Consider the following 22653-nt stretch of genomic DNA (forward strand, 5'->3'; position numbering starts at 1 on the left):
CGTAAAATACATAAGGGGGATTAGAAATATGGAAAGACCGCATTTTGTATAAAAATATACCTTAAGTTGATGGATGTGGGGTACCGCCACATGCCCATCAAGCTAATCTTTTGAAGTGCACCCCAAAGCGAATATTTTACGGTTATTTATGAGGATTGAGCTCATTTTTTCCGGTTTGAGAAACAACTAGATTCCAACTTTGTATACAAACTATTTTCGTAGTATTCGTGTATTGTATTCTACACATTTTCAGGTTCCAGATAAATTTGCTTCTACATATCAAGGTTCAGGAGGTAGTGGTCATAGTGCTGGTGTGAAAATTCAATTAGAGTACGATTTGCTTAGTGATCAATTTTTACATGTTCATGTAGGTTCGGGAAAGCAAAATGATAAAATTTATGGTTCTACTTGCTTAACGTCTCTTCAACCGCACGATGTATGTATACGTGATCTAGGATATTTCGATTTAAGAGATCTACATACGATAGACGAGTGTGGTGCTTATTTTATTTCACGATTAAAGCTCAATACTCGTATATATCAGAAGAATAGAGAACCTGAATACTTTCAAAATGGAACAATAAAAAAGCAATCTGAATACATCCAACTAGATATGGAGCAATTCATTGACCAATTACAGTCAGGTGAAACATATGAAATTCCTGAGATTTATATTGGAATGTATCAAAAACTTCCTGCAAGACTAATTCTGTACAAATTAACTGAAACGCAAATGAAACGTAGACAAAAGGATTTAGCATCTAAAGAACATAAGAAGCAAATTACCTATAAAGAACGCAGTAAGCGACTTAGTGCAATTAACTTTTACATTACAAATATTCCTTTGGAATATCTACCAAAGGAACAAGTATACGATTTTTACTCCTTACGATGGCAAGTTGAACTTATCTTTAAAACATGGAAATCATTCTTTCGTATTCATCATTGTAATTCTGTAAAATTAGAACGACTAGAATGTCACTTATACGGACAATTAATTAGCATCTTTCTTTGTTCCTCCACTATGTTTCAAATGCGCCAATTACTCCTCATCAAGAAGAAACGAGAATTAAGCGAATATAAAGCGATTTATATGATAAAAGATTATTTTCCACTTATTTATCAATCTCTACAAAAAGACACCCAAGAATTAACAAAGATATTGTCTCGGCTGTTTAATCTCTTACAGAAAAACGGACGAAAATCCCATAGGTATGAGAAGAAAACAGTCTTTGATATCTTAGGCGTCGTATATAACTTTTCTATGTCTCACAATCATGTAGCGTAATCAAAAAAACTGAAATCCAATAGGGTTTATTTGATATGTAAATCTTTAAAGAACTTACACTAGCTCTTTAGAAAAAAGAAAAAATCTCACATAAAATTAAACTTATATAAGCTTAGCTTGATAGGCATGGGGTACAGCCAACGTACTAACATAAAACCCACGCTAAGAAAAAGAAAACTTGATATAAAAAGATTTCTAGCGTAACAAAAAGGATTTTTAATAGATAAAGTTACGAATTATTTCGATACAGTATTTTAATTAATTATTAGAATGATATAATATGGTTATGTAAATTAAAAGAATCTTTAGAGGAGTTTATATGAGGTATAGGAGATATAAAGAAAGTCGTTTTGCAAAGTTCAAACGTAAATTTTCAATTGAGCTAGATTATTCCACATTAAGTTTAATTCGTATGATTAAAGAGCTTTTGTATCCATACTACAAAATAATATTCACAAGAAAAAGTTTGATATTATTCACTATATTTATTTGTATGAGCCCTTTTTTAATTAAAGGGTATAAAAGCTATAAAGAGTATTCGATCGAATATGATAAGGATAAGGCTCGAGAAATGATTAGTAATTGTAACAATCCATATGCTTTTTGGCAAGGCGTTAATGGGAAATCATGTGATGATGCCCGAAAAGTACTTTATGGTGAAGAAGCTTTTTTAAAGATGAAACGTCTTTTGGTTGAGACTGGTGAAATAACAGAAAAAGATTATTTATACCATCAATATAAAAGAGAAATGGAAAAAGAATACGAGAAATTAAAATAAAAAGAATTTAATCAATTTTGGTTAGGTTCTTTTATTTGTTTTTTAAGTAGAATAATCTGTTTTTTCATTACCCAAAAAAAGCCACTTACTTTAGTAAGGGCTCTTTTTGGGTAATGAAGCTCAAACACTAAATTGAAACACAATCCGTTACGCATTCACTGAAAGGTTGACCGCTTACATCTACTATTTTAGCATAGTTGAATACAATTAAATGTTCCAAACTAGTGAACTTTCAAATTTTAATCAATTTAAATATAGCATGAGTTTTTATTGTAAAGGAGCAAAAGGAGGGAAAGGTATGTCTCTGAAAAATCCCGAATAAACAGTTCATTTTATTTACTTACTTTTTACTAGTTAACATAATCTTTATTATAGGTAGTCATTAGAAATTAATTTTTTTCGTCTCAAATTCAAAAGTACTGTTATGTTATTGAGACGAAAATATAACAGTACTGATCCCAAATAGATATTACATATTATATGAGTTAATACAGTATGTTTTGCCTAATAATGTTTCGTTTAACACGAGAGTTATCTATGCACCAGGCTAGGATCTACAATTCTATTAATCTATTTAAAAAAAGTCTCATATCTCAAAACAAAAAGTATTCTTGAGTTTTGAGATATGAGATGAAATTTTGATATTTGTACAAGTATTTCACATTGTATTTCGTATGTATGCCAAATTAAATTGATATAAAGTGTAGTTTAAGTATCGTCACCTGAGCTTGCACCTTCGTATCTAATACTTTTCGATATTCTTTTGAGGTCATTACACCAAGATACATGCTACTTCCCTTCTGAATACTGATTAGGTAGTATTTTACCAAGACTAGGTTTATGTTATCGACTGAGGCTTTGATTTTGCAGCTCGTTCATATTTCGTTCTTTGTTGTAGTTGTCAGAAACGTTCGGGTTTAAGGAGTCTAAGTATGTTTGCAAACTTACACGTTCTTGTAAAATATAATACCGCTCATCTTGATCCATCTCTCCCTCCTCTTCCTAGCTGATAGCTATATCTCTCTCATTTACACATTTATACAAGATTTTTCTTCTAGTGGAATGTAATCCGCCTCTTTTAGATCATTAAAAGGGCATAATTTTACACTGTATATCGTATCTCCCGCTGCTTTCATTCCCGAGAAAAAATAAATTTCTCCTTCTATTTCGAAGGCAGGACGTATGATTAGTCCTTTTTGTCTTTCATATTGGACATGGCCAATTTCAACGATTCCTTCATTTAACAAGGCATCTCGAGCATTTGTATAGTCATTTCGAAAATCGGTATGAATGGTTTTATAAGACATTGTATCCCTCCAGCGTTTGATGAGTTGCTTTTAGCTATGTACATCCAGGTGTCTGGCATCTATTTTGAATGACATCTACGTTTAAATTCGATGTAGGAAAACATAAGCCCTAGTTTGTTCTTGTTCTTTTATGGAAAAGTAACATTTGTCATGTTGTGTTTATAGAGTCCAAAAAGAGTAGCACCCTTTTTCAGGTACTACTCTATCTTTACGCAATTGTATATATGGCTTAATATCCAAGTATGCCGACAATTTGAGTTGCTTTGTTGTTACGAATGGAATAATAAATTTCTAAGCCTTTACGTTCAGCTTTTAGTACTTTACCCTTCATTTTCGATAAATGTTGTGAAACGGATGATTGGGGTATCTCTAAAATTTTTGTTAGCTGCGAAACATTAAAAGTATTATGTTTGCTTAGCTCGTTTACAATACGTAAACGAATTGGATGCGCCATTATTTTTAAAATTTCAACATCTTCTTCCGTAATATTAGCTTTTTTTGATTCCAGTACAGTGCTTGTCATAGTTATTCTCCTTTATTATTTTCTTATGAGAAGTTATTTCTCCTAGTATCCCGTATCAAAATTTTATATTTTATATTTTAATAGATAAAAATTAATGTAGCATTAATAAATTCTATAGTTATTATATAACGAATTTTCTATTCGAGTGTGAAGTTCATTTGGAGTTTACGTGATTTTTGTATATTCTAATGTGTAACTATATAAATGTAAATCTGACATCTAATGTTTCATAATTATGAATAATAATATAAGGTTCTCATATTTACTAATGGGTGGGGCTCGAGCACAATAGAAGGAATATTCTACAATTCTATTACATATAATTGCATTCTTACACCGTAAAATTAATTATTAATTTCACGTCTTGCTATAAATGTGAGTTGCAGCATACATCTGCCACAATTTAAACCATAACTTTACCCGGAACGTTAAATATATATACCTATAAATAGACATTGAAAAATGGTTGTAGTATACAGAGAGAATAAAGGTGTTTCATTTCAGATGTATAAAGATAATAACTTTGTTTAATTTTGAGGTAAAAAACTAAGAACAATACTAAAATTCGTATGTAGTATTGTTCTTTGTAGTTGTTTATAATCTAAATGTTCTTTTAAATCAATATTTAGATTCAAGGAGGAAATATGTAATCCAGTAAATAATTATTTGACCACATAAAACCATTCCTATTATTTGTGCAATCTCAGACATATCCATAACATTGAATAAAATAATTGTGACTCCCTCCACAAGAATAGAATAATAAAAGGTATGAGAGCGAGCTCTATTCGCAACATAGTGATTACGCTCATCATTATGTTTTACCGTCAATTTTTTTGCATACTCGGCATCGTTCTTAAAACGCCCAATCTGAACTAAACGTATAATCGAAATAATGACAAAAACAATCCCCATCCCACTCCAAAAGCTATCTATCACTTCAAAAGACTCAGCTGATATATACAAACTAATTCCTATAAATAAGAGTGTCACATACCATATCATTCTACTTTTTACATTTTGCATTTTTATCTCTCCCTTATTCTTCAAAAATAAATACTTCTTCGATTGTTTTTCCAAATAATTTTGCTATTTGATACGCCAGCATGATGGATGGATTATATCTTCCGCTTTCAAGTGAAATAATTGTCTGACGTGAAACATTTAACTGCTCAGCCATTGCTTGCTGAGTATAACCAAACTTTTTTCGTAACTCTGGAATTTGATTTTTCATAATAACCTCCTTTCGATATGTAAAGTTAACTTTACACATATAATACAACTATCCCATAAACATGTAAAGCTTACTTTACATGTTTATGGGATAAAAAAGGTTCATACAAAGTAGCTACTCTGAATTAACTTTTTTATGAATACCGCTCTTTACTTGAAGAACTAACTCTGTCTAGGATTGTGTTTACAGTAGTAACTTTAAGGCCCTCCTCAACATATTCATAATCAAACATCTCTACGATTTCATAAAATCTATATGGGTTCTTGAGCTATAATTTGCAGTTAGTTAGAATATAAGGCCTTCCATCTAAGTCTAAGATGATCAATTTCTTAATTTTTTAATACACTATAAAGTATTATTAATAATTACAGTATGTTCGGATGGTATTAGGGGAAGCCTGATGTTTAGCTCTGGCTTGTATCATATCGAGATATTCTTTGGTCAATGGTACATTTCATTCACAAGATAAAACATTGTCCCGTTCTCGGTTTGAGCCTCCCTAATTAGGGGGCACCATACATGACCATCAACTTAAGAGTGTAACCAGACTGAACTTTTGTTCAACCAGGTTAAAACATTCTTAAAATAGCAGTATATTCTTAAAAATGCGCATACCAAATAAACCCTAACGGGTTTCACTTTTTTAATTATGCAATTTTCTTTTGTTTTCTCAATCCATTATATTCATAGACAACACCCATAATATCAAAGACAGTCTTCTTCTCATATCTGTGAGATTTTCGTCCATTCTTCTGTAGAAGATGGAACAGGCGGATTAAAATCTTTGTTATTTCTCGGGTGGATAGTGGCTAAGTCATGTCCTGAAAATTTGCGCTTTCGTTGAACAAGATCTAACTCTCTAGCAAGATTTTCTAAAAATGAAGGAGTAAAATATTGATATAATTCCTCAACAAATAATTGGAGTTCATCTTGAATCGAAAGATTCATAAAAACTGCCATCCTTTCTGCATATTTCTACAAAAAGAATAGCGATTTTTTCGCTATATGGATACAAATTTATCTTAACTTGATGGTGAGGAGACGATACCCCTAACTAACATTTTTACACCAGAACCATCGAGAACCCCCTACAAAAGTAGTAGAATTTTCATTTGAATTTGCTACCTCAGTTTGATTTGTTATATTTTAAATTCTATATAATGGTAAATAGATATACAGAACATGGAGGTACATTACAATAATTACACATATTTTAGATTTAGAATTATAGACACTTTCTTTAGAGGGGGTAAAGCAGGTCTATCGAGGTATACTATGTTTTCCAATAAAAAGTGAGACTAAATCATTTGTTCAATTCCCAATAACCCCTTATACAACAATTAGTTTTCGAGAGGTGTTAGAACCAATCACACCAGCCATTTTGTTTTACAAGTTCCAATGTCTCTTTTTCAAAATATTGTTCCTTGGTTACTTCAATCGTTATACAAATTTTAAAAAATAGAAATGGAGATTATATCATTCATAATACTAAACAAAGTAGATCGTTATATTTTAAAGATGGTGATGGGAATATACTTGAAATCATATCACATGATTATATTGAAGAGGGAACTCTAAATCCAGTGGGAAAGTTACAAGTTATATATCTAAGAGAAAGTAAGGGTGTGGGTAAAAAATTATGAATCAGGGATTATTGAAAAAAAATCTAAATTTCCGTTATATTTGGTTTGCTCAATCGGGAAGTACTTTAGGGGATTGGTTCAATCAGGTAGCTATAACACAAACAGTATTAATGTTGACCAATTCTCCTACAGCAGTAGGTACCTTGTTACTTTGTCGCTCGTTACCCTATGTATTTTTAGGACCAATCTTAAGTCCCCTTGTTGATAAGTGGCCCAAAAAGGTAATTTTGATAGCTACTGATATCATTAGAGCCTTACTTGTTTTAAGTTTTATATTAGCTATTATTTATAATGATGTACATATTTTGTATGTTAACTCTTTTATATTTGGTGTGATAAGTGTTTTATTTAATCCGACAAAACAAGCATTGTTGCCTCTAATTGTTAATCGTAAGGATTTACCTGAGGCAAACGCTTTTATGTCCAGTACAGATGCGATAGTCAATATTATTGGAGCGGTTTTAGGTGGAATTGTATCCACAGTGTTTAGTCCGATAACTTGTTTTCTTGTAAACTCCTTATCATTTCTTTGGTCAGCCTTTTACGTGTATAAGATAAAGTATAAGGAAAATAAAAAGCTTGATACACAAAAACAATCTTATATTCAGTTACTGAAAGAAGGGCTAGTAGAAACAAATCAGAACACCCTAATTCGCTATGTTATCTTAATCGGATTGACATGGGGGTTAGTTGGTGGCGGATATTATATTTTAATTCCTTTTTTAGGTAATAATGTTTACCATTTAGGTGCTGTAGGCATTGGGGCATTATATGCCATAGATGGATTGGGTATCTTGTTAGGGACTTACTTTGTAAAAGCATTTATAAAAAACAATTTCAGGTGTTCATTAATTATGTTCGGAATAAGTTATGTTGTTCAATCATTGTTATTTGTATTGTTAACGCAATCCACAGTGTTTTATTTTGGAGGTTTATTCTTATTTTTAATGAGAGTTTGTGGTGGAATCATTATTCCTTTAAGTAATTATTTTGTGCAATTAGGTACGGCTGATGAGATTCGTGGGAGAGTTTTTGCATTGTACAACTCAACCTATATGGGTGTCATGCAAGTCTCCTATTTTGGAAGTGGATATGCCTTCGAAAAATACAGTATCCCTGTTGTGGGAGCAATTGGTGGCGTAATATCCATGCTCTGCGGATTGATATGGCTTTCCCAAGTAATTAAAGGGAAATTTAATTTGATTGAAAAAGTGTGATATAAAGTAGGATGTACGAATTTCATTCATATAATTTGAACTGGTGTTGATGGTTTTTAAAAATATAAAGGTTATTTTCAAATTAGATGAAAAAAGAGATGCAATTATGGATGTTCATGTGGAATTTTCGTTTTGGGGGTACCTAAAAATCTTAAGTTGATGGGCATGGGGTCACCATATTAAAAAAGAAAATTATACGTTTAGACACAAAATTGACACATTCCGGTTAGTTCCCTGTACGTTAAGAGATTAGGTTGTATATTTGAGGGGATGTACGAGACAGGTGTAAATTTAGGGGAATCTAATATTTTCCATTCAAATATGATAGAATAGAAGTATATCCAACAACGGAGGAATAACAAATGAGCCCAAACACAAAACAGTTTATTTATGATATCCAGCAAAGAAAGAACAATTATATAGAAAATGCTTTGATAGCAATACAACATCCTAAAAAAGAGCAATCTGAACAGGTCATTCAAAATATAGTAGAGAAGATGGATATGATGATAAGTCTAGTTACTACGTACATGAGGATTGAATCAGGATCTACAGGAGAATTAAAAGAACTTCAGAAAGAAATTATCCATGCTCAAGCATATATCCAAAAAAGAAAATTTGAAGAAACACAGAAATAAAACCCTGTGTTTTTATTTGAACGTCTATGAAACCAATTTGTTATAAATCAAATTAGATGTAATTTAATCATTGTTTTGGCATAATCCATACAATTTGTTGAATTCGTACAATATACGGTACCGTATCTTCAATTAGCAAATGATCTGGTTTCACATCCTTTAACTTTCCTCTTATATTACCTCTTACAGTTTCAATAACCACATGTTTACCAATTACCGATTGTAATGTCCGATATACGTAGGGATTAGGTACACTTACCATATTTTGTTCACTCAAGTCATTTCCCTCCAAATAACTCAATCTATAAAACTCCTTTCTAACTTACATTCTTTCTCTTAATTTATGATGTAAATCTTATAAATATGCTAAAAGGATAATTCATTATAGGAACAAAAATAATATTTTAATAAGGTACGCTTTCTATTCCTAGATTACTAATTTTTTTATATACGGTTACTTTTGTTAGTTAATAGGTAATGATATAGAGATATTTTGAATGTATATTTAGGTTGTTCTTTTCAAGATATGTGTCATTTTAAATACGCCCTTTGTTAGCATACTGCTCATACTTTTTTTGAGATTCTTTCGTAATACGTGCGTTAAGTAAAATTGCTAACAATAAAAACACTCCATATTTTCCTCCTGTAGCCCCTATGATAATCACACTACTACAAACTAGTACAATTAATAGCATAAACGAAACTAAATAAATACAATTATAATTCTTTGACATCTTCTCGTATTTTATGCGTACTTTCCTTGCATCCATCTAAATTCCTCCTTTAAATTATCTGTTTCACCATAAGATAAATCCCGCTCTTAAAAAGAAAACAATCTATCGTTTCAAATACTTAGTTTGTTTTTGATCAACTAATGTATATAAAATAAAAAGAAATCCTACCAATATTAAGCTTTCCACTATGATAATCTCGACCCTCTCCTTCCTTTGAACCCCATCACATCAGATGGAATATGTGTATATCCTGTTATTAGCCATAGCAAACAAAAAGGATCTTCCTTTCCGGTAAAGGCTAATCCTTTTCTTCGTCCATTTAACTATTATTAGCTATTCTTGATTAATTAGAATCACAGCTGGTCCATCTACACGAATTCCACCAACTTCGATTTTTTCATAAGGCTCAATTGTAATAGAAACAATCCTTTCTCGCTTCTTTAATTCATTACTTAATTCTTTTGTTAACATTTTTTTCATGTGTGCACTCCTTCTTACTGCTTTATTTACTATTGTTATGTAAATAAGATTAAAAATGGTTTCCTGGTTTGGAAACCATTTTTTGTAGTTGACCATATGATGTTACCAGTTCGTTTATCAATTTTACGTAAAGAAGATAAACAATTAATATTCACTGTCTCAGTAGATGTAAGAAACTCTTAAAGAGATAGCGGTGAGATTGAGAAATAATGACTTAGATAATATATTACCTAAAACAATGAAAGTCCTACCTCTCTTTCATCCTTACGGATCCTTGTCCGTGCCAGTGCAAATCAGGATTGCAAAAATCAAGTGACTATTTAATCGATTTATTTGATGAAACTTTGAACGTTCGTAAAAGAAATTTAAAAATAAAAATGGATAAGATTGAAGTAATAACAAAAGAGGTTCCTACTCTAAAAGTGAGTTGAAGAAGTTGAATGTCTTTGAAATGATTTACTTATAATAATCATCATATTCTCGAAAAATTCAGGATATTTTCGAGGGATTAAATACATTATCTATAATGAATCTTAACAGAAACTTTTTATTTGATTTTCAGTGATCCCTTTAATTAATCCTAGTTCACTAATTAAAAATTCATGTGCGTCATCCAACATTTTTTTTTCGCTTGTATTCAGTGCCTTTTCTTTCTTCATACGCATTAAATCACGTACAACTTCAGCACCTTCTTGTATTTCACCCGTTTTTATTTTGTCCGTGTTCACTTTATACCTTTGTTTCCAAGGCAATGATTTATCTGATTCTCCATGCTGAAAAATGTGTATAATGTGTTTTAATGCAAGTATATCAGTAACTGGGCGTATACTCGAACTTAGTATTTTACCCATAGGAATCATGACTTGCATATTACTGATTGACATTTTTATAACATAATACTGTTGTTTTTTTCCTGAGAATTCTTTTTCTTCTATGGCTTCAATTATACCTGCTCCGTGCATTGGATAAACAATGTTATCGCCAATTTGAAACATACAATCCACCTCCATATATGGTAACCTTCTTAACCATAACATACATGTAATTTTTTATCAAATATTTCATAATATCATAAAATCTTTTTTATCGTCAACAATTTTTTAACAAAAATTAAATTAAGTAAAAAACACCCCCAAAACAATAGCGATTGTGTCAAAATTCCCATATAGGGCAGGGGAATTTCTCCGCTTATATTCTGAAATTTATACTCATTAACGTAGATCAGTTTTCCCTTGAAAACGACCAACTCGATCCCGTACTATTTTCAATCTTGTGTGGTATTCCAAAATCTCAATTCTTGCTTTTTCAGCTAAAGGCGCAATTAGTCGTAAAACTTTTATCCACCAATCATCAACCACTACATCAAGTACTTGATCAAAATATTTTAGTGGTCCATAATTCGCTTCTTTTGCAATTACAGCCATTCTATTTTCAAAATCATGCATGACGGCACCTATTATTTTAAAATTCTTAATCACATTGGCAATATGATAGCAATAATTAGGATCCAATTCCAAATGTGTTGGAATGATATCTCGATAAAACGCATAATGAAGAGTCTCATCTTTTACAAGGCGGCGTAATAATATAGCAAGATCTGGATCATGCTTACTTGAAACCTAGCTACATTATTGTAAAACACCATCGTTGCAAGTTCTTGTAGCGTCGTATACTTCATGGCTTCGATTGGTGTATGAAAATCAGGCTCTAATCCACCCTCAACGGCTGACTTTCTTAATTCATGTATTCTTTTATATAACCCCAGTCTATCTTCTGCGCTCTTATTTTATGTTGTTCATACAGTTCTTTTAAACGTGACTCTAATCGGAAATCTAAATCATTGGTTAGCAAATAAGTGCCCCCCTTTTTCTTGCCATGGATATTCATCCAATTTTTATGCTTAAAAATTTTCTACAAATAAATATTACTTTACTTTTTTCAAGTCAAACAAAACAAATTTGTAACAAAATTGTTTAAGAGCGCTATATTTTTATAGGATATTTTTATTAAAATGGGTACCGCCCCATTCCCATCAAGATCCAGTTTTTGGGGGTGACCTGTTTTCTTAGGTTGATGGCGATGTGGAGGTACCATAATAGTGATGTGATGGACTCTTCTAAATTATTTATTTCACTCTATGTATTCTCCTCATTTAAACTCATTAATCCTTCAAAAAGAATTTTATATCACGTTTTAATCCATAATATATATATTAAATAGTGTTCTATTTTAGCTTTTGAAAAATTTGTTATACTTTTTTAATTAAGAGGTAATTCAAAATATTAACCAAATAAGTAACGGAGATAAATTTATAATGAAAATAACAAAACCTAAAGGAATATGGAAAAAAAGAATGCTTATAACTCTCATGATAGTTTTTGTATTGGCTCTTGCAGGAATTAGTTATTGGAACCTTTCACCATATCCAAAAGCATTTTTGATTAAGAAAGCATTTGAAGGTGGGACGTTTGTTCCGCCAGCTGATTATGACCATGCTCTAAACGAAACAATAATTGATAAGGATATCAATTATAATTCTAAATTCTCGGATGGTAAATTAGATCTCATCTATCCGAAAAATCATACAGAAAAAACTCCTATTATTTTTTGGGTGCATGGCGGTGGATTTGTGGGGGGAGATAAATCAGATATTACTGGGTATGCGGTAAGCTTAGCTGCTCGTGGTTATATAGTGGTGAATATAAACTATGCTCTTGCTCCTAAAAGAAAATATCCTACACCAGTACTCCAACTAGGTGAGGCCTATAAATACATAAATGAAAATGCAAAGAAATATGACTTAAATCTGAATCGTGTTTATTTTGCAGGAGATTCTGCTGGAGCACAAATATCTGGTCAATTCGTTAATATTCAGACATCTAAAGAGTATGCAAAATTATTAAAAATTGACGCTATTGTTGACCCTTCTACAATAAAAGGTGTACTGCTATTTTGCGGTCCATATAATATGCCTAAATTAGCTAAGATAGAATCAACTAAAGAAATACAAGATTTCATGCGTACCGTTGGTTGGGCTTATTTGGGTAGAAAAAATTGGGAAGGGGCATTAGAAGTAAAAATAGCTTCAATTTTAAATCATGTTACAAAAAAATATCCACCAGCATTTATCACAGATGGGAACACTGGATCATTTGAAGATCAAGGTAAAGCATTGGCTTCTGCTTTACAAAGTAAAGGAGTGTCTGTAGATAGTCTTTTCTTTGATAAAGATGTTTCGGGTGAGTTAGCACATGAATTTCAATTCAAAATGAATACCCAAGCAGGTTTAAAAACCTTCAACAAAGTTCTGGAATTTTTAAGAAAAACTAAATAATACGTTTAAAATTTCTATTAAAACAAAATGTGCTTTTTGGGGGATCCTAAGAAAAAGCTTACCTTGAAATTAGAATTATGTAAGCTTAAGTTGCTGAGCATGTGGCGCTACCTCACATCCATCAACATAAGTGATCTTAATACGCCTAAGTACCAAAAAAACGTTATTCTTCCTAAACAAGCTAGACTAAAAAGGATGACATCTATTTGACTTTATGGTTAGTGAAAAACCTTAGTTTTATAACGATGTATCGGTGCCTTATATATTTGTTTAATCATTATTTCTGTTACCTTTATATATTTACATAAACTTCATTATCAGTAGTCAATACTGAATAGAATTTTTGTTATGGAGAGATTTTATTACTTTGAGATAGGCTAATATATGTTCACCTGTGTTTTTAAGAAATAGCCTATTCTTGGTCCATTGGAGAAGTAATATTATCTTTATATGTGTCAATATAAATGTTCCCATTTGCTGCAAGTACAGCATACGTAACATCTTTGTAGCTAAGGTTACGTTTTTTTAGCTCACATTTTAATTCTAACTCCGTCTGATTGTTTTGCCTTAGGTTTTCTGTCATAATTTCTCCATCCATAATTAGCTCGATGGGGAGTTTACACTCTTTTTTTGTTGGTATATTTAAATCTTGTTTTGTAACAGTACGATATTCAGGTTTTTTCAAAACAGATATTTTACCATTTGTTTCAACTACGACATAAAGAACTTCTTCAATGTTAAAAATACCATTCTCTCTTAATTGTTGGTTTAAATAATCTAGAGAATAGCGCATTTTCCGCATATTATTTTCTAAAATTTTTCCGTTTTCCATAATGACTGTTGGATTTCCAGCAAATACCTTTCTACCTATCCGACTTTTCATGGATATATAGCTAACCATTAAAATGACAAATACTAAAATAAGAAAAGCTATAACTGCATGATGAGTTTTTACATTTAAATTAAATGCTAAATTTGCAATAATACTTCCGATAGAGATAGCACCAATAAAATCAAAGGTATTCATTTCCGCGATAATTTGCTTTCCTAATATTTTAGCTCCGATAAATAAAATCGAGAAAGATAACAGTGTTCTCAAAATAATCTCTATATGTTCAGACACAAGTAGCGCCTCCTTTTGGGATTGCATGTTCGTATTATAATAATTTATATACGGATATTATGTATCATTGTAAAAGAATTTATTATGTTCAATAGCATTAAATAGTTCATGTAGATGAATTAATCTAGGTTCTGTTACCAAGTTTCTCAAGACATAAAAAGAGACATGAATGTAAGAAGAAATATAATATTTTTGAATGTTTTGATACAGAGTACATTTTTGAAATCGAATAAAATATGAATTATCAAAAAGAGATTGGATTCCCTTAAAGAGTATTAACTAGATAAATATGAACTAATTTGAATTACCGGAATATGTTTTCTACCTACAAAATCCTGTATCACCCTCACCTATCCAGAAAATCATAACTTTTTAAACTGGTGATTTCTTTGAGGAAAAACAATCATGTACAGACAGGTATTAATATATTAAGAGCTCCCTAAAATATATTTTGGTGTTTTTAAATTAAATGAGAAGAGAATATGATGTGCATTGTTTTCTTATTATCTAAATAAGAGTTTCTTAAATTACTTATATAAAAGCTAATGGACGAGTATTAATACTTATGAAGTAACTTTTATCTGATAAGAAAGGGGCATCAGATTTATGAACAACCTTAATTTCCTTTGTGAACAATTTGCTAAAATTCTTAATGGAAAAAGCAACATAAATCAGGGGGTTTGTTCTGTCTCCTTGCGTCGTAATATTAAAGTGTTTGTTCAAGGACGACCAAGCACCTCAGTGATACCGGTTGGAATATCTTTTGAATCGTTAGATCAAAATGGCAATGCGTTGAACTTTGGAGAAATCGCTATTTTACAAGAAGAAATCCCTTTATTTATGCAATCAATTGTTCAACAAGGGATTATTGTTAGCGCCTTACATAATCATTGGTTATATATGAAACCATTGATTATGTATATTCATATCCAATCTGTTGAACCACCATTGAGTTTTGCAAAAAAATTGGCTAATTCCTTTTCGGTTTTAAGTAGTTCTCCAATTACTGATAACGGGAGCTAATGTTAAGTAGATCCTCTATATTGATTTTCTATATCGAGAATCACGAGAATAAAAAAAAGCCCTCCAGTTAAGCAATCTTGAAAGCGTTTATATAAATTTCTAGATACATTGAATTGCGGCTTATTGTATTTTTTACTTAGCGTGAGAGGTTCCGAAATACTGGAGGTAGCCACTCGCCACATAGTTATTAAGCTAAAATTTTTTAGTAACCCAAAAACGTATTTTTGTGCTAGCTTGTAACAAAATCGCTTATTTTTTCGTTTTGGGGGTATTTCAAAATATTAAGTTGATGGACATGTATGGTCATCTCTTACAGGTAATAAAAAAGATTATAAAACCAATACTCTTCACAGAAATTAACCAGCTCCTTAAAATCCGGAACTGGTTAATTTCTGTTCACACGATAATTTTTATAATATATATAAATTATAAAATGTATTATGTGCTTGAAACAATACATATAGAATTACCTACCAAATCGTATCTTCCGAAGTAATTAGGTAATATAAAGTGATCACCTTTTTTAAAGAAATAGTGCTCACCTTCTTTAATTAACTCACCTTCACCCTGTATTACACTAACAAGTAGGAATGCTTTTTGTTGTTCCAAACTAGATAATCCATCTAACTCCCATTTTGCCACTGAAAAATATGGACATTTGATAAAATTAGTTATATTCAAATCATCTACTTTTTCATGTTTAACCATTAACTGATTTGATATAAATGGAGTTTCTATTACATCAATGCTCTTTTCAAGATGAAGATCACGTAAATTTCCTTTTGAATCTCTTCTATCATAATCATACAATCTATAGGTTGTATCAGAGTTTTGTTGTGTTTCTAATACTAAAATCCCTTTACCAATTGCATGAACAGTTCCACTCGGCACATAGAAGAAATCTCCAGGTTTCACCTTCACACGATGTAACAGTTGGTTCCACTCTTTTTGTTCAATCATAGACATAAATTCTTCTTTTGTTTTCGCATGATGCCCATAAATAATCTCTGCGTCTTTTGTGGAATCGATTACATACCAACACTCTGTTTTTCCTAGTTCTCCATTCTCATGCACGCTAGCATACTCATCGTTGGGATGAACTTGAACAGATAGGTCTTGATTGGCATCCAAAATTTTTGTAAGAAGAGGGAAATGTTTCCCCTCCATATTTCCAAATAAATCTCGATGATTTTCCCACAATTCACCCAAGGATAGTCCTTTATACTTTCCGTTCTTAACAATACTTTCTCCATGTTGATGTGCAGCAAAAGCCCAACACTCTCCAGTTTGATTTGATGGAATCTCATATCCAAAAGAAGTTAAATGTGTTCCACCCCAAATTCTTTCTTTAAAAACAGGTGCAAAAAATAATGGTTCCGTCATGATTATAATCCTCCGTTCTATATAATTTCACCTAATAGCTTGTATGCTTCTTCTTTTGTTTGGACGGATAATAACCGCTCTCTATAACTGTTATCCATTAGTCTTCGAGAAAGCATTTGAAGGATTTTTAAATGTTGATTTCCCTCATTTTCTTTTGGTACGGCAATCATAAATATTAATTTCGCTTCAGTTCCATCAAGGCTCTTCCAATCTACTCCTGATCGTTTAATTCCAAATACCACGCTCGGTTTCCTAACAGCATCTGATTTTCCATGCGGAATCGCAATGTTTATACCAATTCCTGTAGTACTTTCTTGCTCACGGTTCATAATAGCTTGTTTAAATTCTGTCACTGAGTGCAATGCATCTACATGCTTTAATTTTTGAATCATCTCATCAATGATGTCATCTCGTGTTTCTCCTTTTAAATCCGTTTCAATTAATTCTAAATTTGTAATATCTGTTAGCTTTTTAATTTTCATCTTCTCTACTATTGCGCTTTTGCTTTGTGCTTCTTGCTCCATTTGTTGCACTTCTTTTGTTGTTGATACTTCTTTTTTTTGTTCAATTTCTTGTTTTTCTATCTTTGAAACGTCTTTTTTCAATATATTCACTAAAACAGCTGTCACAGTAGAACCTACTATTACAGCCACAAAAAACATAAATACATTATCTACTGCCCCTAATACAGCCACAATCGGGCCACCATGTGCCACTCTGTCTCCTACATGACCGATCATAGCAATTGCCGCACCTGCCATTGAACCCGCCATTATACTTGGAATAACACGAAGTGGATCTTGTGCTGCAAAGGGAATTGCACCTTCCGTAATACCGAATAACCCCATTGTAAATGATGCTTTACCCATTTCTCTCTCTGAATCTTGAAATTTCCCCTTACCTATGAAAGTAGCCAGTCCCATTCCAATTGGTGGGATACATATTGCCGCAGCAATTGGACCCATAATTTCATAGTTTCCTTCTCCAATCATTGCTGAACCAAATAAGAATGCTACTTTATTAACCGGACCACCCATATCAAATGAAATCATTGCCCCTAAAATTAATGCTAAGAGGATTGAACTTGACCCTTGCATACCCGCTAACCAAGCTGTTAATGATACGAAAACTTGTGCGACAGGGGAACCAATAATAAATACAAATGCTAAACCTACAATAAGAGAAGTAAATACCGGAATAATAATAATCGGCATAATTGGTTGAATTGCTTTTGGAACTTTTAATTTTTTGATTCCTAACGCTATGTAACCAGCTAAGAAACCAGCGATAATTCCACCAAGAAAACCAGCACCACTTTCACTTCCATAAAAGCTTCCTGTTGCTGCAATATATCCACCAATCATACCAGGAACAAGTCCAGGTTTATCCGCTATACTATATGCAATATATCCAGCCAGTATTGGAACCATGAACGTAAATGATGCACCACCAATTTGTTCAATGGTTTTCCAGAAAGAACCCTCCGGAATCACTAAACCCCCAGGTGTTTTTTCTCCCCCAAGTGTTAACGCAATTGCTATTAATAATCCCCCGACTACGATAAATGGGACCATAAAAGATACACCATTCATTAAATGACGATATATCGGATTTTGCTTTCTTTCCTGTTGGTTACTTTGTACTATTTTTGACTGTGAATGATAAATAGGTACATTCCCACTGATTACTTTCTGAATTAATTCTCCTGGTTTACGAATACCATCTTGTACTCCAACAACCAACAATTTTTTTCCTACAAATCTATCTTTATTTACGACTCTATCTGCGGCTATAATAATGCCGTCTGCTTCGCGAATATCTTGTTCAGTCAACTCATTTTCTACCCCTATTCCACCTTGGGTTTCAATTTTCATTTGGACTCCTAATTTATCCGCTGTTTTTTGCAAATTTTCAGCTGCCATATAAGTATGGGCAATCCCATTCGGACACGATGTAACCGCTAACAATTTCATTCTTAATCCTCCTCACACTTTTTACTAAGCGCCTACACTTACTATAAATCAATATTACGACGTCAAAAGTTTCATTTTTTACCGTAACTTCCGGAAAAATAAAACTTTTATCCAAGCAAACAACGGGTTATTTGATCCTCCACTTTTCGGTTAATTATGTAAAAGGGACAAAAATTTCATTACGTTTGTTTCTTTCATAAGCTTTTGAATAAAGGATGGTTGCTCACTTATAAAGGATAGTTCTTGAAACAACTGTTTCGTTACCTCTTGTCCATCACTTTTAACTGCTAGCATAAATACAAGTGATACCTTCTCTGCTCCCCAATTAATTGGCTCCTTTAATGTAGCAATTGCTATTACTGACTCTTGAATAAATTTTGGATTTCCATGAGGAATTGCGATCCCTGCCCCAATCGTTGTCGCTGACATTTTTTCTCTTATGATTGCATTTTCTGCATACTGTTTATCTACATAACCCTTACTATGCAAAGCATACGCTAACTTTTCAATTAGCTCATATGGGTGCTGTATATCCTGTTGTAAAAACACTAAAAATGGAGATGTATAATTGAGCATAACAAAGTCTTTTGGTTCTTTATAACTTGGCTCATCACAATTTTGTATAAATTCCCCTAGCTTCTTTTCTTCCGGCCCCTCTAATAATGGGGATACTACTATATGAGGAATGTTTAAACTTGAAAGAGTAGTAGTTGAAATAACGAGATCCACATCACGATGCTTCATCATATAACTTTGTAAATCAGCTTTTGATATACAGTCCATCACATGAATATGGCGAAATTTACGCTCAATTTTTGTACGTAACAACTGCGACATGCCAATTCCCATATGACAAACAATAATTACATTTTTAGATTTTCCCTGGTAATCTAAACGTTCAACAGATGCTTCAAAGTGTAGAGTAAGATAAGCCGCTTCTTCTTCTGGAATATATATAGTTAGAGATTTGTTAATTTCTTCTAATACTTGTATCAATACATTAAACACATAGGGATACATTCTTTTTATATCGTGTAACATTGGATTTGAAACAGGAAGATCATAGTTTAAACGATTCAATGCGGTATATAAATGAATAGTTAACCCTTCTATTAAAATATCGTCTTTACTGAAATCAATTTCATACAACTGCGACATACGTTTAACTAATTGCTGTATAACCATAGAAAGAATTGGATTACTTTCAGTAAGTGTGCTGCCCTGCATTGGTTTATCTTGATAACGAATTTTCCCACCTAATATATGAGCTGTTAAATACGTAACTTCTTCCTCAGTAAAATGCACAGAAAAAACACATTCCAACTGTTTTAAAAATTCCAATGTCCATATATATTCTTTTGTTTCTTTCAGTATTTTAATTTCCTTTTCAGCATTTAAAATAGGTTGCTTAAGTTTCATTCTTCGTACCATAAGCAACGTATGCACTAATAAACTTTCAAATGTATCATCTGTAAAAAATAATGCATTTCGTTTTTGCAACGCTTTCAATTCGTTCGTAACAAATTCAACCTCATGATATTGAAATTGTTCTTTAATAAATTGATTCGTAAGATCTGAATTACGAATCAAATCTGATAGTCTAGCCAATGCTCTTCTTTTTTTCTTTTCATCTCCATCAATAATAAGTCCAACTCGCTGTTTTGAAATAATAGTTAAATCAAAATAATGCAACCATTTTTCAATTCTATCTAGATCTTTTTTAATAGTAGTCCGACTTACAAAATGTTGAGATGCCATATCCTGTGCAGTAACTGCCTTTACATTCATTAATAAGTTGTAAGCAATTTGTAGAATTCTTTCTTCATCTGATTCATATTTTGTACGATTATTAATACAATAAAGTTTATTAAACAAGTCCACCTTTTCATATTCCTCAATCTCTAAGTACACACCTAATCCCGGTTTCCTAACAAGAATCGCACTTGTATAATTCGCAAGGTGCTCCTCGATTATTTTAAAGTCATTACGAATTGTTTTTTCAGAGCAATTCACCTGATCCGCAAGGTCTTGTACTAATAAATAGTCGTTAGATTCAGATAATAGCAGAAATAAAATTTCTTTTTGTCTTGTATTCATAAATTTCACCTATCTCTTATATACTTCTATGTTATATGCATTACTTTACAAGATACTTTTACCCTCTCTTATAACTAGCACTTTCGATTATTTGTACTCACTTTCAAATTTTTGCTACCTTACGTTAAAAATTCTTATTTAGATTAAATTATTTTTCTCTATACTCCAGCATTGCTTCTGATTTAAACGAGCAAGCTTTATGTATTCATAAAGCTTCTATTTTAAGTATCTAAGAAGACAATTACTTTCAATATACAGTAAAGTAGCCTAATTAAAAGTTTAATATATTACCAAGGCTCCGGAAAAGCGGCTTTATTACTTAAAACTAGCAGTGGGAGCGATAATCAAAAATAGAACCCTGTATTTACAGTTGTTTATCTACATAATTAATTTTAATCTCTCTTCTAGAATCTCTCTATCCGATTGTGATTTTGAAATTACAAGACATGTATCATTTCCACAAATACATCCTACTTTTTCTTTCCAGTCTAAAGAGTCTAATAACACACCTATAACATGTGCATTCCCCGGTAAAGTTTTAATAATGGTTAATTGATTTATATAATCAATCTTTACAACAACTTCTCCCAGCTTTTTCTTTAACATCGTATCAGCTTGTATGTTATCTCCTGTAAGATTTTTGTATATAGTTAAACCGTTTGAAGAAACTGTCTTTATTAAATTTAATTCGCGAATATCTCGGGAAATAGTAGCTTGTGTTACTATTTCTCCTTTTTCTGCTAACAGCTCTACTAACTTTTCTTGTGTATCTATTTCATGCTCTCTGACCACTTGTTTAATTAGCCTTTGTCTTTTCTCTTTTCTCATAAAAGACGCCCCTTATATCGTTATACTTTTATTATATCTTGCTATAAATTTTATTCGAAAGAGACAAAGGAGAATGTTGCGGAAACGTTCATAGTTTTGAGTACTTTACGCCTCTTTAGGGGTCTAACCTCATTGCTATCAACCCATTTTATGATTTTCGTTTCTATTTACTTATATTTTCATTGTTACTGAACTCTACTTCATTTTTATTTTGTCTATATCCAAGTTTGCCTTGTGTGAAAATAAGAATAAATAACCAAACCCAATCCTAACACTACAAATAAATCCGAATTCTTTAAAATAGGATTGTTGAAATGAGTTTGTACCAGGCTAGAACTAGCAAGATAATAAATACGTTACCTTGATGACTATTATAGAACCCAGTGAGAATCATTGAGATCGGCAAACACAGCAAAATAAAATTGGCAAATGAATATATAGGATAGAAAGGTCAGAACCCTGTTCACCACTTTGTGCAGCTGTTAAAAAATGTGACAGATGCAAAAAATCCCACAAAACACTAAGTAGTAATGTAGATTTTAACAATCCAAACTTTAATTGTCATCGAGGCAGAGAGAAACCATGCCATCCGATTTCCTCAGGCAAAGATCCATCAAGAAAGAAAATGGCTACAAAAGAGATGAGATAGGTTACAAAAAATTCAGAAGTAAGGCCATGGAAAGTAGGTATCCCTCCATTTAATATCACCATACCCAGAAACATTACAACAAGGATAACCATTAGAGTAGACAAGCAGAAAGAGAAGTCCATAATTGTATAGACTTCTCTTTCTTACTTGCAATTTATCATTAAAAAACTATGCAAATTATCTCCTAAAGTTACAGTATGACAGGTAAAGAAATACAATTAAAAGTGGAATAGTAAAAAAGCACTCAAAAGATTAATTTTTTTCTCAATAACCGACATTACTTAATGTGATAAAATAATATTTGGATTGGCATCCAATACCATATTACGATGGTTCAAATCGCAGGAAGGCACCTTAGGGTGTCTTTTTTGTATAAAAAAAGGCTCCATTTCTGGAGCTCT

The 22653-nt window shown here is 31.9% G+C and carries 19 protein-coding genes and 5 pseudogenes; 6 read left to right on the forward strand and 18 right to left on the reverse strand.

Annotated elements, in window-relative coordinates; translation table 11 throughout:
- Positions 1–190 precede the first annotated feature (190 nt).
- Positions 191–1288 (forward strand): annotated as a pseudogene (locus MHB70_RS29220) (IS4 family transposase); the annotation flags it as partial.
- Positions 1289–1607: 319 nt separating this feature from the next.
- On the forward strand, positions 1608–2066 hold the full coding sequence (locus MHB70_RS29225) for a hypothetical protein (RefSeq protein ID WP_061530172.1): 459 nt from the start codon (positions 1608–1610) through the stop codon (positions 2064–2066).
- Positions 2067–2909: 843 nt separating this feature from the next.
- Here the strand turns inward: MHB70_RS29225 and MHB70_RS29230 are convergent.
- From MHB70_RS29230 to MHB70_RS31235, 7 genes and pseudogenes are all read right to left on the reverse strand, one after another.
- Positions 2910–3053: a hypothetical protein gene (locus MHB70_RS29230; protein WP_179862822.1), complete on the reverse strand. Its 144-nt coding sequence runs from the start codon at positions 3051–3053 to the stop codon at positions 2910–2912.
- A 41-nt stretch (positions 3054–3094) separates the two neighbouring features.
- Complete coding sequence (locus MHB70_RS29235; protein WP_061530173.1) at positions 3095–3373, reverse strand: hypothetical protein; 279 nt, start codon at positions 3371–3373, stop codon at positions 3095–3097.
- A gap of 229 nt (positions 3374–3602) precedes the next feature.
- Positions 3603–3896: an ArsR/SmtB family transcription factor gene (locus MHB70_RS29240; RefSeq protein ID WP_061530174.1), complete on the reverse strand. Its 294-nt coding sequence runs from the start codon at positions 3894–3896 to the stop codon at positions 3603–3605.
- Positions 3897–4514: 618 nt separating this feature from the next.
- Positions 4515–4922 carry a hypothetical protein gene (locus tag MHB70_RS29245; RefSeq protein WP_098589647.1) on the reverse strand — a complete coding sequence of 136 codons (408 nt, stop codon included), beginning with the start codon at positions 4920–4922 and terminating at the stop codon, positions 4515–4517.
- 13 nt (positions 4923–4935) lie between these two features.
- The gene (locus tag MHB70_RS29250; protein ID WP_061530176.1) at positions 4936–5130 is read right to left on the reverse strand and encodes a helix-turn-helix transcriptional regulator; all 195 of its coding nucleotides are present in this window, start codon (positions 5128–5130) and stop codon (positions 4936–4938) included.
- Between the two features lie 647 nt (positions 5131–5777).
- A pseudogene (locus MHB70_RS29255) lies at positions 5778–5933 on the reverse strand (IS4 family transposase); the annotation flags it as partial.
- Positions 5932–6078: pseudogene (locus MHB70_RS31235) on the reverse strand (IS4 family transposase); the annotation flags it as partial. The pseudogenes MHB70_RS29255 and MHB70_RS31235, both read right to left, overlap by 2 nt.
- Positions 6079–6769: 691 nt before the next feature.
- Between MHB70_RS31235 and MHB70_RS29265 the strand changes: the two are divergent.
- Positions 6770–7990, forward strand: coding sequence for an MFS transporter (locus MHB70_RS29265; RefSeq protein ID WP_061530178.1), 1221 nt, complete (start codon positions 6770–6772; stop codon positions 7988–7990).
- Positions 7991–8352: 362 nt separating this feature from the next.
- Positions 8353–8628 (forward strand): hypothetical protein, encoded by a 276-nt coding sequence (locus tag MHB70_RS29270; protein WP_061530179.1) that lies wholly within the window; start codon positions 8353–8355, stop codon positions 8626–8628.
- Positions 8629–8695: 67 nt separating this feature from the next.
- Here the strand turns inward: MHB70_RS29270 and MHB70_RS29275 are convergent, their stop codons facing one another.
- The 5 genes and pseudogenes from MHB70_RS29275 to MHB70_RS29295 all read right to left on the reverse strand — a co-directional run bounded on the left by MHB70_RS29275 (position 8696) and on the right by MHB70_RS29295 (position 11693).
- On the reverse strand, positions 8696–8929 hold the full coding sequence (locus MHB70_RS29275; RefSeq protein WP_061530180.1) for a YuzF family protein: 234 nt from the start codon (positions 8927–8929) through the stop codon (positions 8696–8698).
- 235 nt (positions 8930–9164) lie between these two features.
- Complete coding sequence (locus MHB70_RS29280; protein ID WP_061530181.1) at positions 9165–9398, reverse strand: hypothetical protein; 234 nt, start codon at positions 9396–9398, stop codon at positions 9165–9167.
- A 297-nt stretch (positions 9399–9695) separates the two neighbouring features.
- Entirely contained in the window at positions 9696–9842 is a 147-nt protein-coding gene (locus tag MHB70_RS29285; RefSeq protein ID WP_061530182.1) for a BC1881 family protein, read from the reverse strand.
- A 533-nt stretch (positions 9843–10375) separates the two neighbouring features.
- Positions 10376–10837 carry a CarD family transcriptional regulator gene (locus tag MHB70_RS29290; protein WP_175495705.1) on the reverse strand — a complete coding sequence of 154 codons (462 nt, stop codon included), beginning with the start codon at positions 10835–10837 and terminating at the stop codon, positions 10376–10378.
- A 216-nt stretch (positions 10838–11053) separates the two neighbouring features.
- Positions 11054–11693: pseudogene (locus MHB70_RS29295) on the reverse strand (acyl-ACP desaturase).
- A gap of 463 nt (positions 11694–12156) precedes the next feature.
- Here MHB70_RS29295 and MHB70_RS29300 point away from each other — a divergent pair.
- Complete coding sequence (locus MHB70_RS29300; protein ID WP_061530184.1) at positions 12157–13176, forward strand: alpha/beta hydrolase; 1020 nt, start codon at positions 12157–12159, stop codon at positions 13174–13176.
- A gap of 412 nt (positions 13177–13588) precedes the next feature.
- Here MHB70_RS29300 and MHB70_RS29305 read toward each other — a convergent pair whose 3' ends face one another.
- Positions 13589–14299 (reverse strand): DUF421 domain-containing protein, encoded by a 711-nt coding sequence (locus MHB70_RS29305; RefSeq protein ID WP_061530185.1) that lies wholly within the window; start codon positions 14297–14299, stop codon positions 13589–13591.
- 606 nt (positions 14300–14905) lie between these two features.
- Between MHB70_RS29305 and MHB70_RS29310 the strand changes: the two genes are divergently transcribed.
- Positions 14906–15322, forward strand: coding sequence for a DUF1259 domain-containing protein (locus MHB70_RS29310; RefSeq protein ID WP_061530186.1), 417 nt, complete (start codon positions 14906–14908; stop codon positions 15320–15322).
- A gap of 438 nt (positions 15323–15760) precedes the next feature.
- Here the strand turns inward: MHB70_RS29310 and manA are convergent, their stop codons facing one another.
- From manA to MHB70_RS29335, 5 genes and pseudogenes are all read right to left on the reverse strand, one after another.
- The gene (gene manA, locus MHB70_RS29315; RefSeq protein WP_061530187.1) at positions 15761–16705 is read right to left on the reverse strand and encodes a mannose-6-phosphate isomerase, class I; all 945 of its coding nucleotides are present in this window, start codon (positions 16703–16705) and stop codon (positions 15761–15763) included.
- Between the two features lie 17 nt (positions 16706–16722).
- Complete coding sequence (locus tag MHB70_RS29320) at positions 16723–18678, reverse strand: fructose-specific PTS transporter subunit EIIC (RefSeq protein ID WP_061530188.1); 1956 nt, start codon at positions 18676–18678, stop codon at positions 16723–16725.
- Positions 18679–18828: 150 nt separating this feature from the next.
- On the reverse strand, positions 18829–20775 hold the full coding sequence (locus MHB70_RS29325; RefSeq protein ID WP_061530189.1) for a BglG family transcription antiterminator: 1947 nt from the start codon (positions 20773–20775) through the stop codon (positions 18829–18831).
- 378 nt (positions 20776–21153) lie between these two features.
- Complete coding sequence (locus MHB70_RS29330) at positions 21154–21603, reverse strand: arginine repressor (RefSeq protein WP_061530190.1); 450 nt, start codon at positions 21601–21603, stop codon at positions 21154–21156.
- Positions 21604–21766: 163 nt separating this feature from the next.
- Positions 21767–22356 (reverse strand): annotated as a pseudogene (locus MHB70_RS29335) (CPBP family intramembrane glutamic endopeptidase); the annotation flags it as partial.
- Positions 22357–22653 lie beyond the last annotated feature (297 nt).

Source organism: Bacillus sp. FSL M7-1020 (assembly GCF_038050415.1).
Taxonomy (GTDB): domain Bacteria; phylum Bacillota; class Bacilli; order Bacillales; family Bacillaceae_G; genus Bacillus_A; species Bacillus_A toyonensis.

What these genes read in the sequence shown, in the direction of transcription:
- MHB70_RS29330 (WP_061530190.1), bottom strand. Translation starts at nt 21,603, where the DNA reads ATGAGAAAAGAGAAAAGACAAAGGCTAATTAAACAAGTGGTCAGAGAG.
- MHB70_RS29320 (WP_061530188.1), bottom strand. Translation starts at nt 18,678, where the DNA reads ATGAAATTGTTAGCGGTTACATCGTGTCCGAATGGGATTGCCCATACT.
- MHB70_RS29270 (WP_061530179.1), top strand. Translation starts at nt 8,353, where the DNA reads ATGAGCCCAAACACAAAACAGTTTATTTATGATATCCAGCAAAGAAAG.
- MHB70_RS29245 (WP_098589647.1), bottom strand. Translation starts at nt 4,922, where the DNA reads ATGCAAAATGTAAAAAGTAGAATGATATGGTATGTGACACTCTTATTT.
- MHB70_RS29310 (WP_061530186.1), top strand. Translation starts at nt 14,906, where the DNA reads ATGAACAACCTTAATTTCCTTTGTGAACAATTTGCTAAAATTCTTAAT.
- MHB70_RS29290 (WP_175495705.1), bottom strand. Translation starts at nt 10,837, where the DNA reads ATGTTTCAAATTGGCGATAACATTGTTTATCCAATGCACGGAGCAGGT.
- MHB70_RS29280 (WP_061530181.1), bottom strand. Translation starts at nt 9,398, where the DNA reads ATGGATGCAAGGAAAGTACGCATAAAATACGAGAAGATGTCAAAGAAT.
- MHB70_RS29300 (WP_061530184.1), top strand. Translation starts at nt 12,157, where the DNA reads ATGAAAATAACAAAACCTAAAGGAATATGGAAAAAAAGAATGCTTATA.
- MHB70_RS29225 (WP_061530172.1), top strand. Translation starts at nt 1,608, where the DNA reads ATGAGGTATAGGAGATATAAAGAAAGTCGTTTTGCAAAGTTCAAACGT.
- manA (WP_061530187.1), bottom strand. Translation starts at nt 16,705, where the DNA reads ATGACGGAACCATTATTTTTTGCACCTGTTTTTAAAGAAAGAATTTGG.
- MHB70_RS29285 (WP_061530182.1), bottom strand. Translation starts at nt 9,842, where the DNA reads ATGAAAAAAATGTTAACAAAAGAATTAAGTAATGAATTAAAGAAGCGA.
- MHB70_RS29325 (WP_061530189.1), bottom strand. Translation starts at nt 20,775, where the DNA reads ATGAATACAAGACAAAAAGAAATTTTATTTCTGCTATTATCTGAATCT.
- MHB70_RS29230 (WP_179862822.1), bottom strand. Translation starts at nt 3,053, where the DNA reads ATGGATCAAGATGAGCGGTATTATATTTTACAAGAACGTGTAAGTTTG.
- MHB70_RS29240 (WP_061530174.1), bottom strand. Translation starts at nt 3,896, where the DNA reads ATGACAAGCACTGTACTGGAATCAAAAAAAGCTAATATTACGGAAGAA.
- MHB70_RS29265 (WP_061530178.1), top strand. Translation starts at nt 6,770, where the DNA reads ATGAATCAGGGATTATTGAAAAAAAATCTAAATTTCCGTTATATTTGG.
- MHB70_RS29235 (WP_061530173.1), bottom strand. Translation starts at nt 3,373, where the DNA reads ATGTCTTATAAAACCATTCATACCGATTTTCGAAATGACTATACAAAT.
- MHB70_RS29250 (WP_061530176.1), bottom strand. Translation starts at nt 5,130, where the DNA reads ATGAAAAATCAAATTCCAGAGTTACGAAAAAAGTTTGGTTATACTCAG.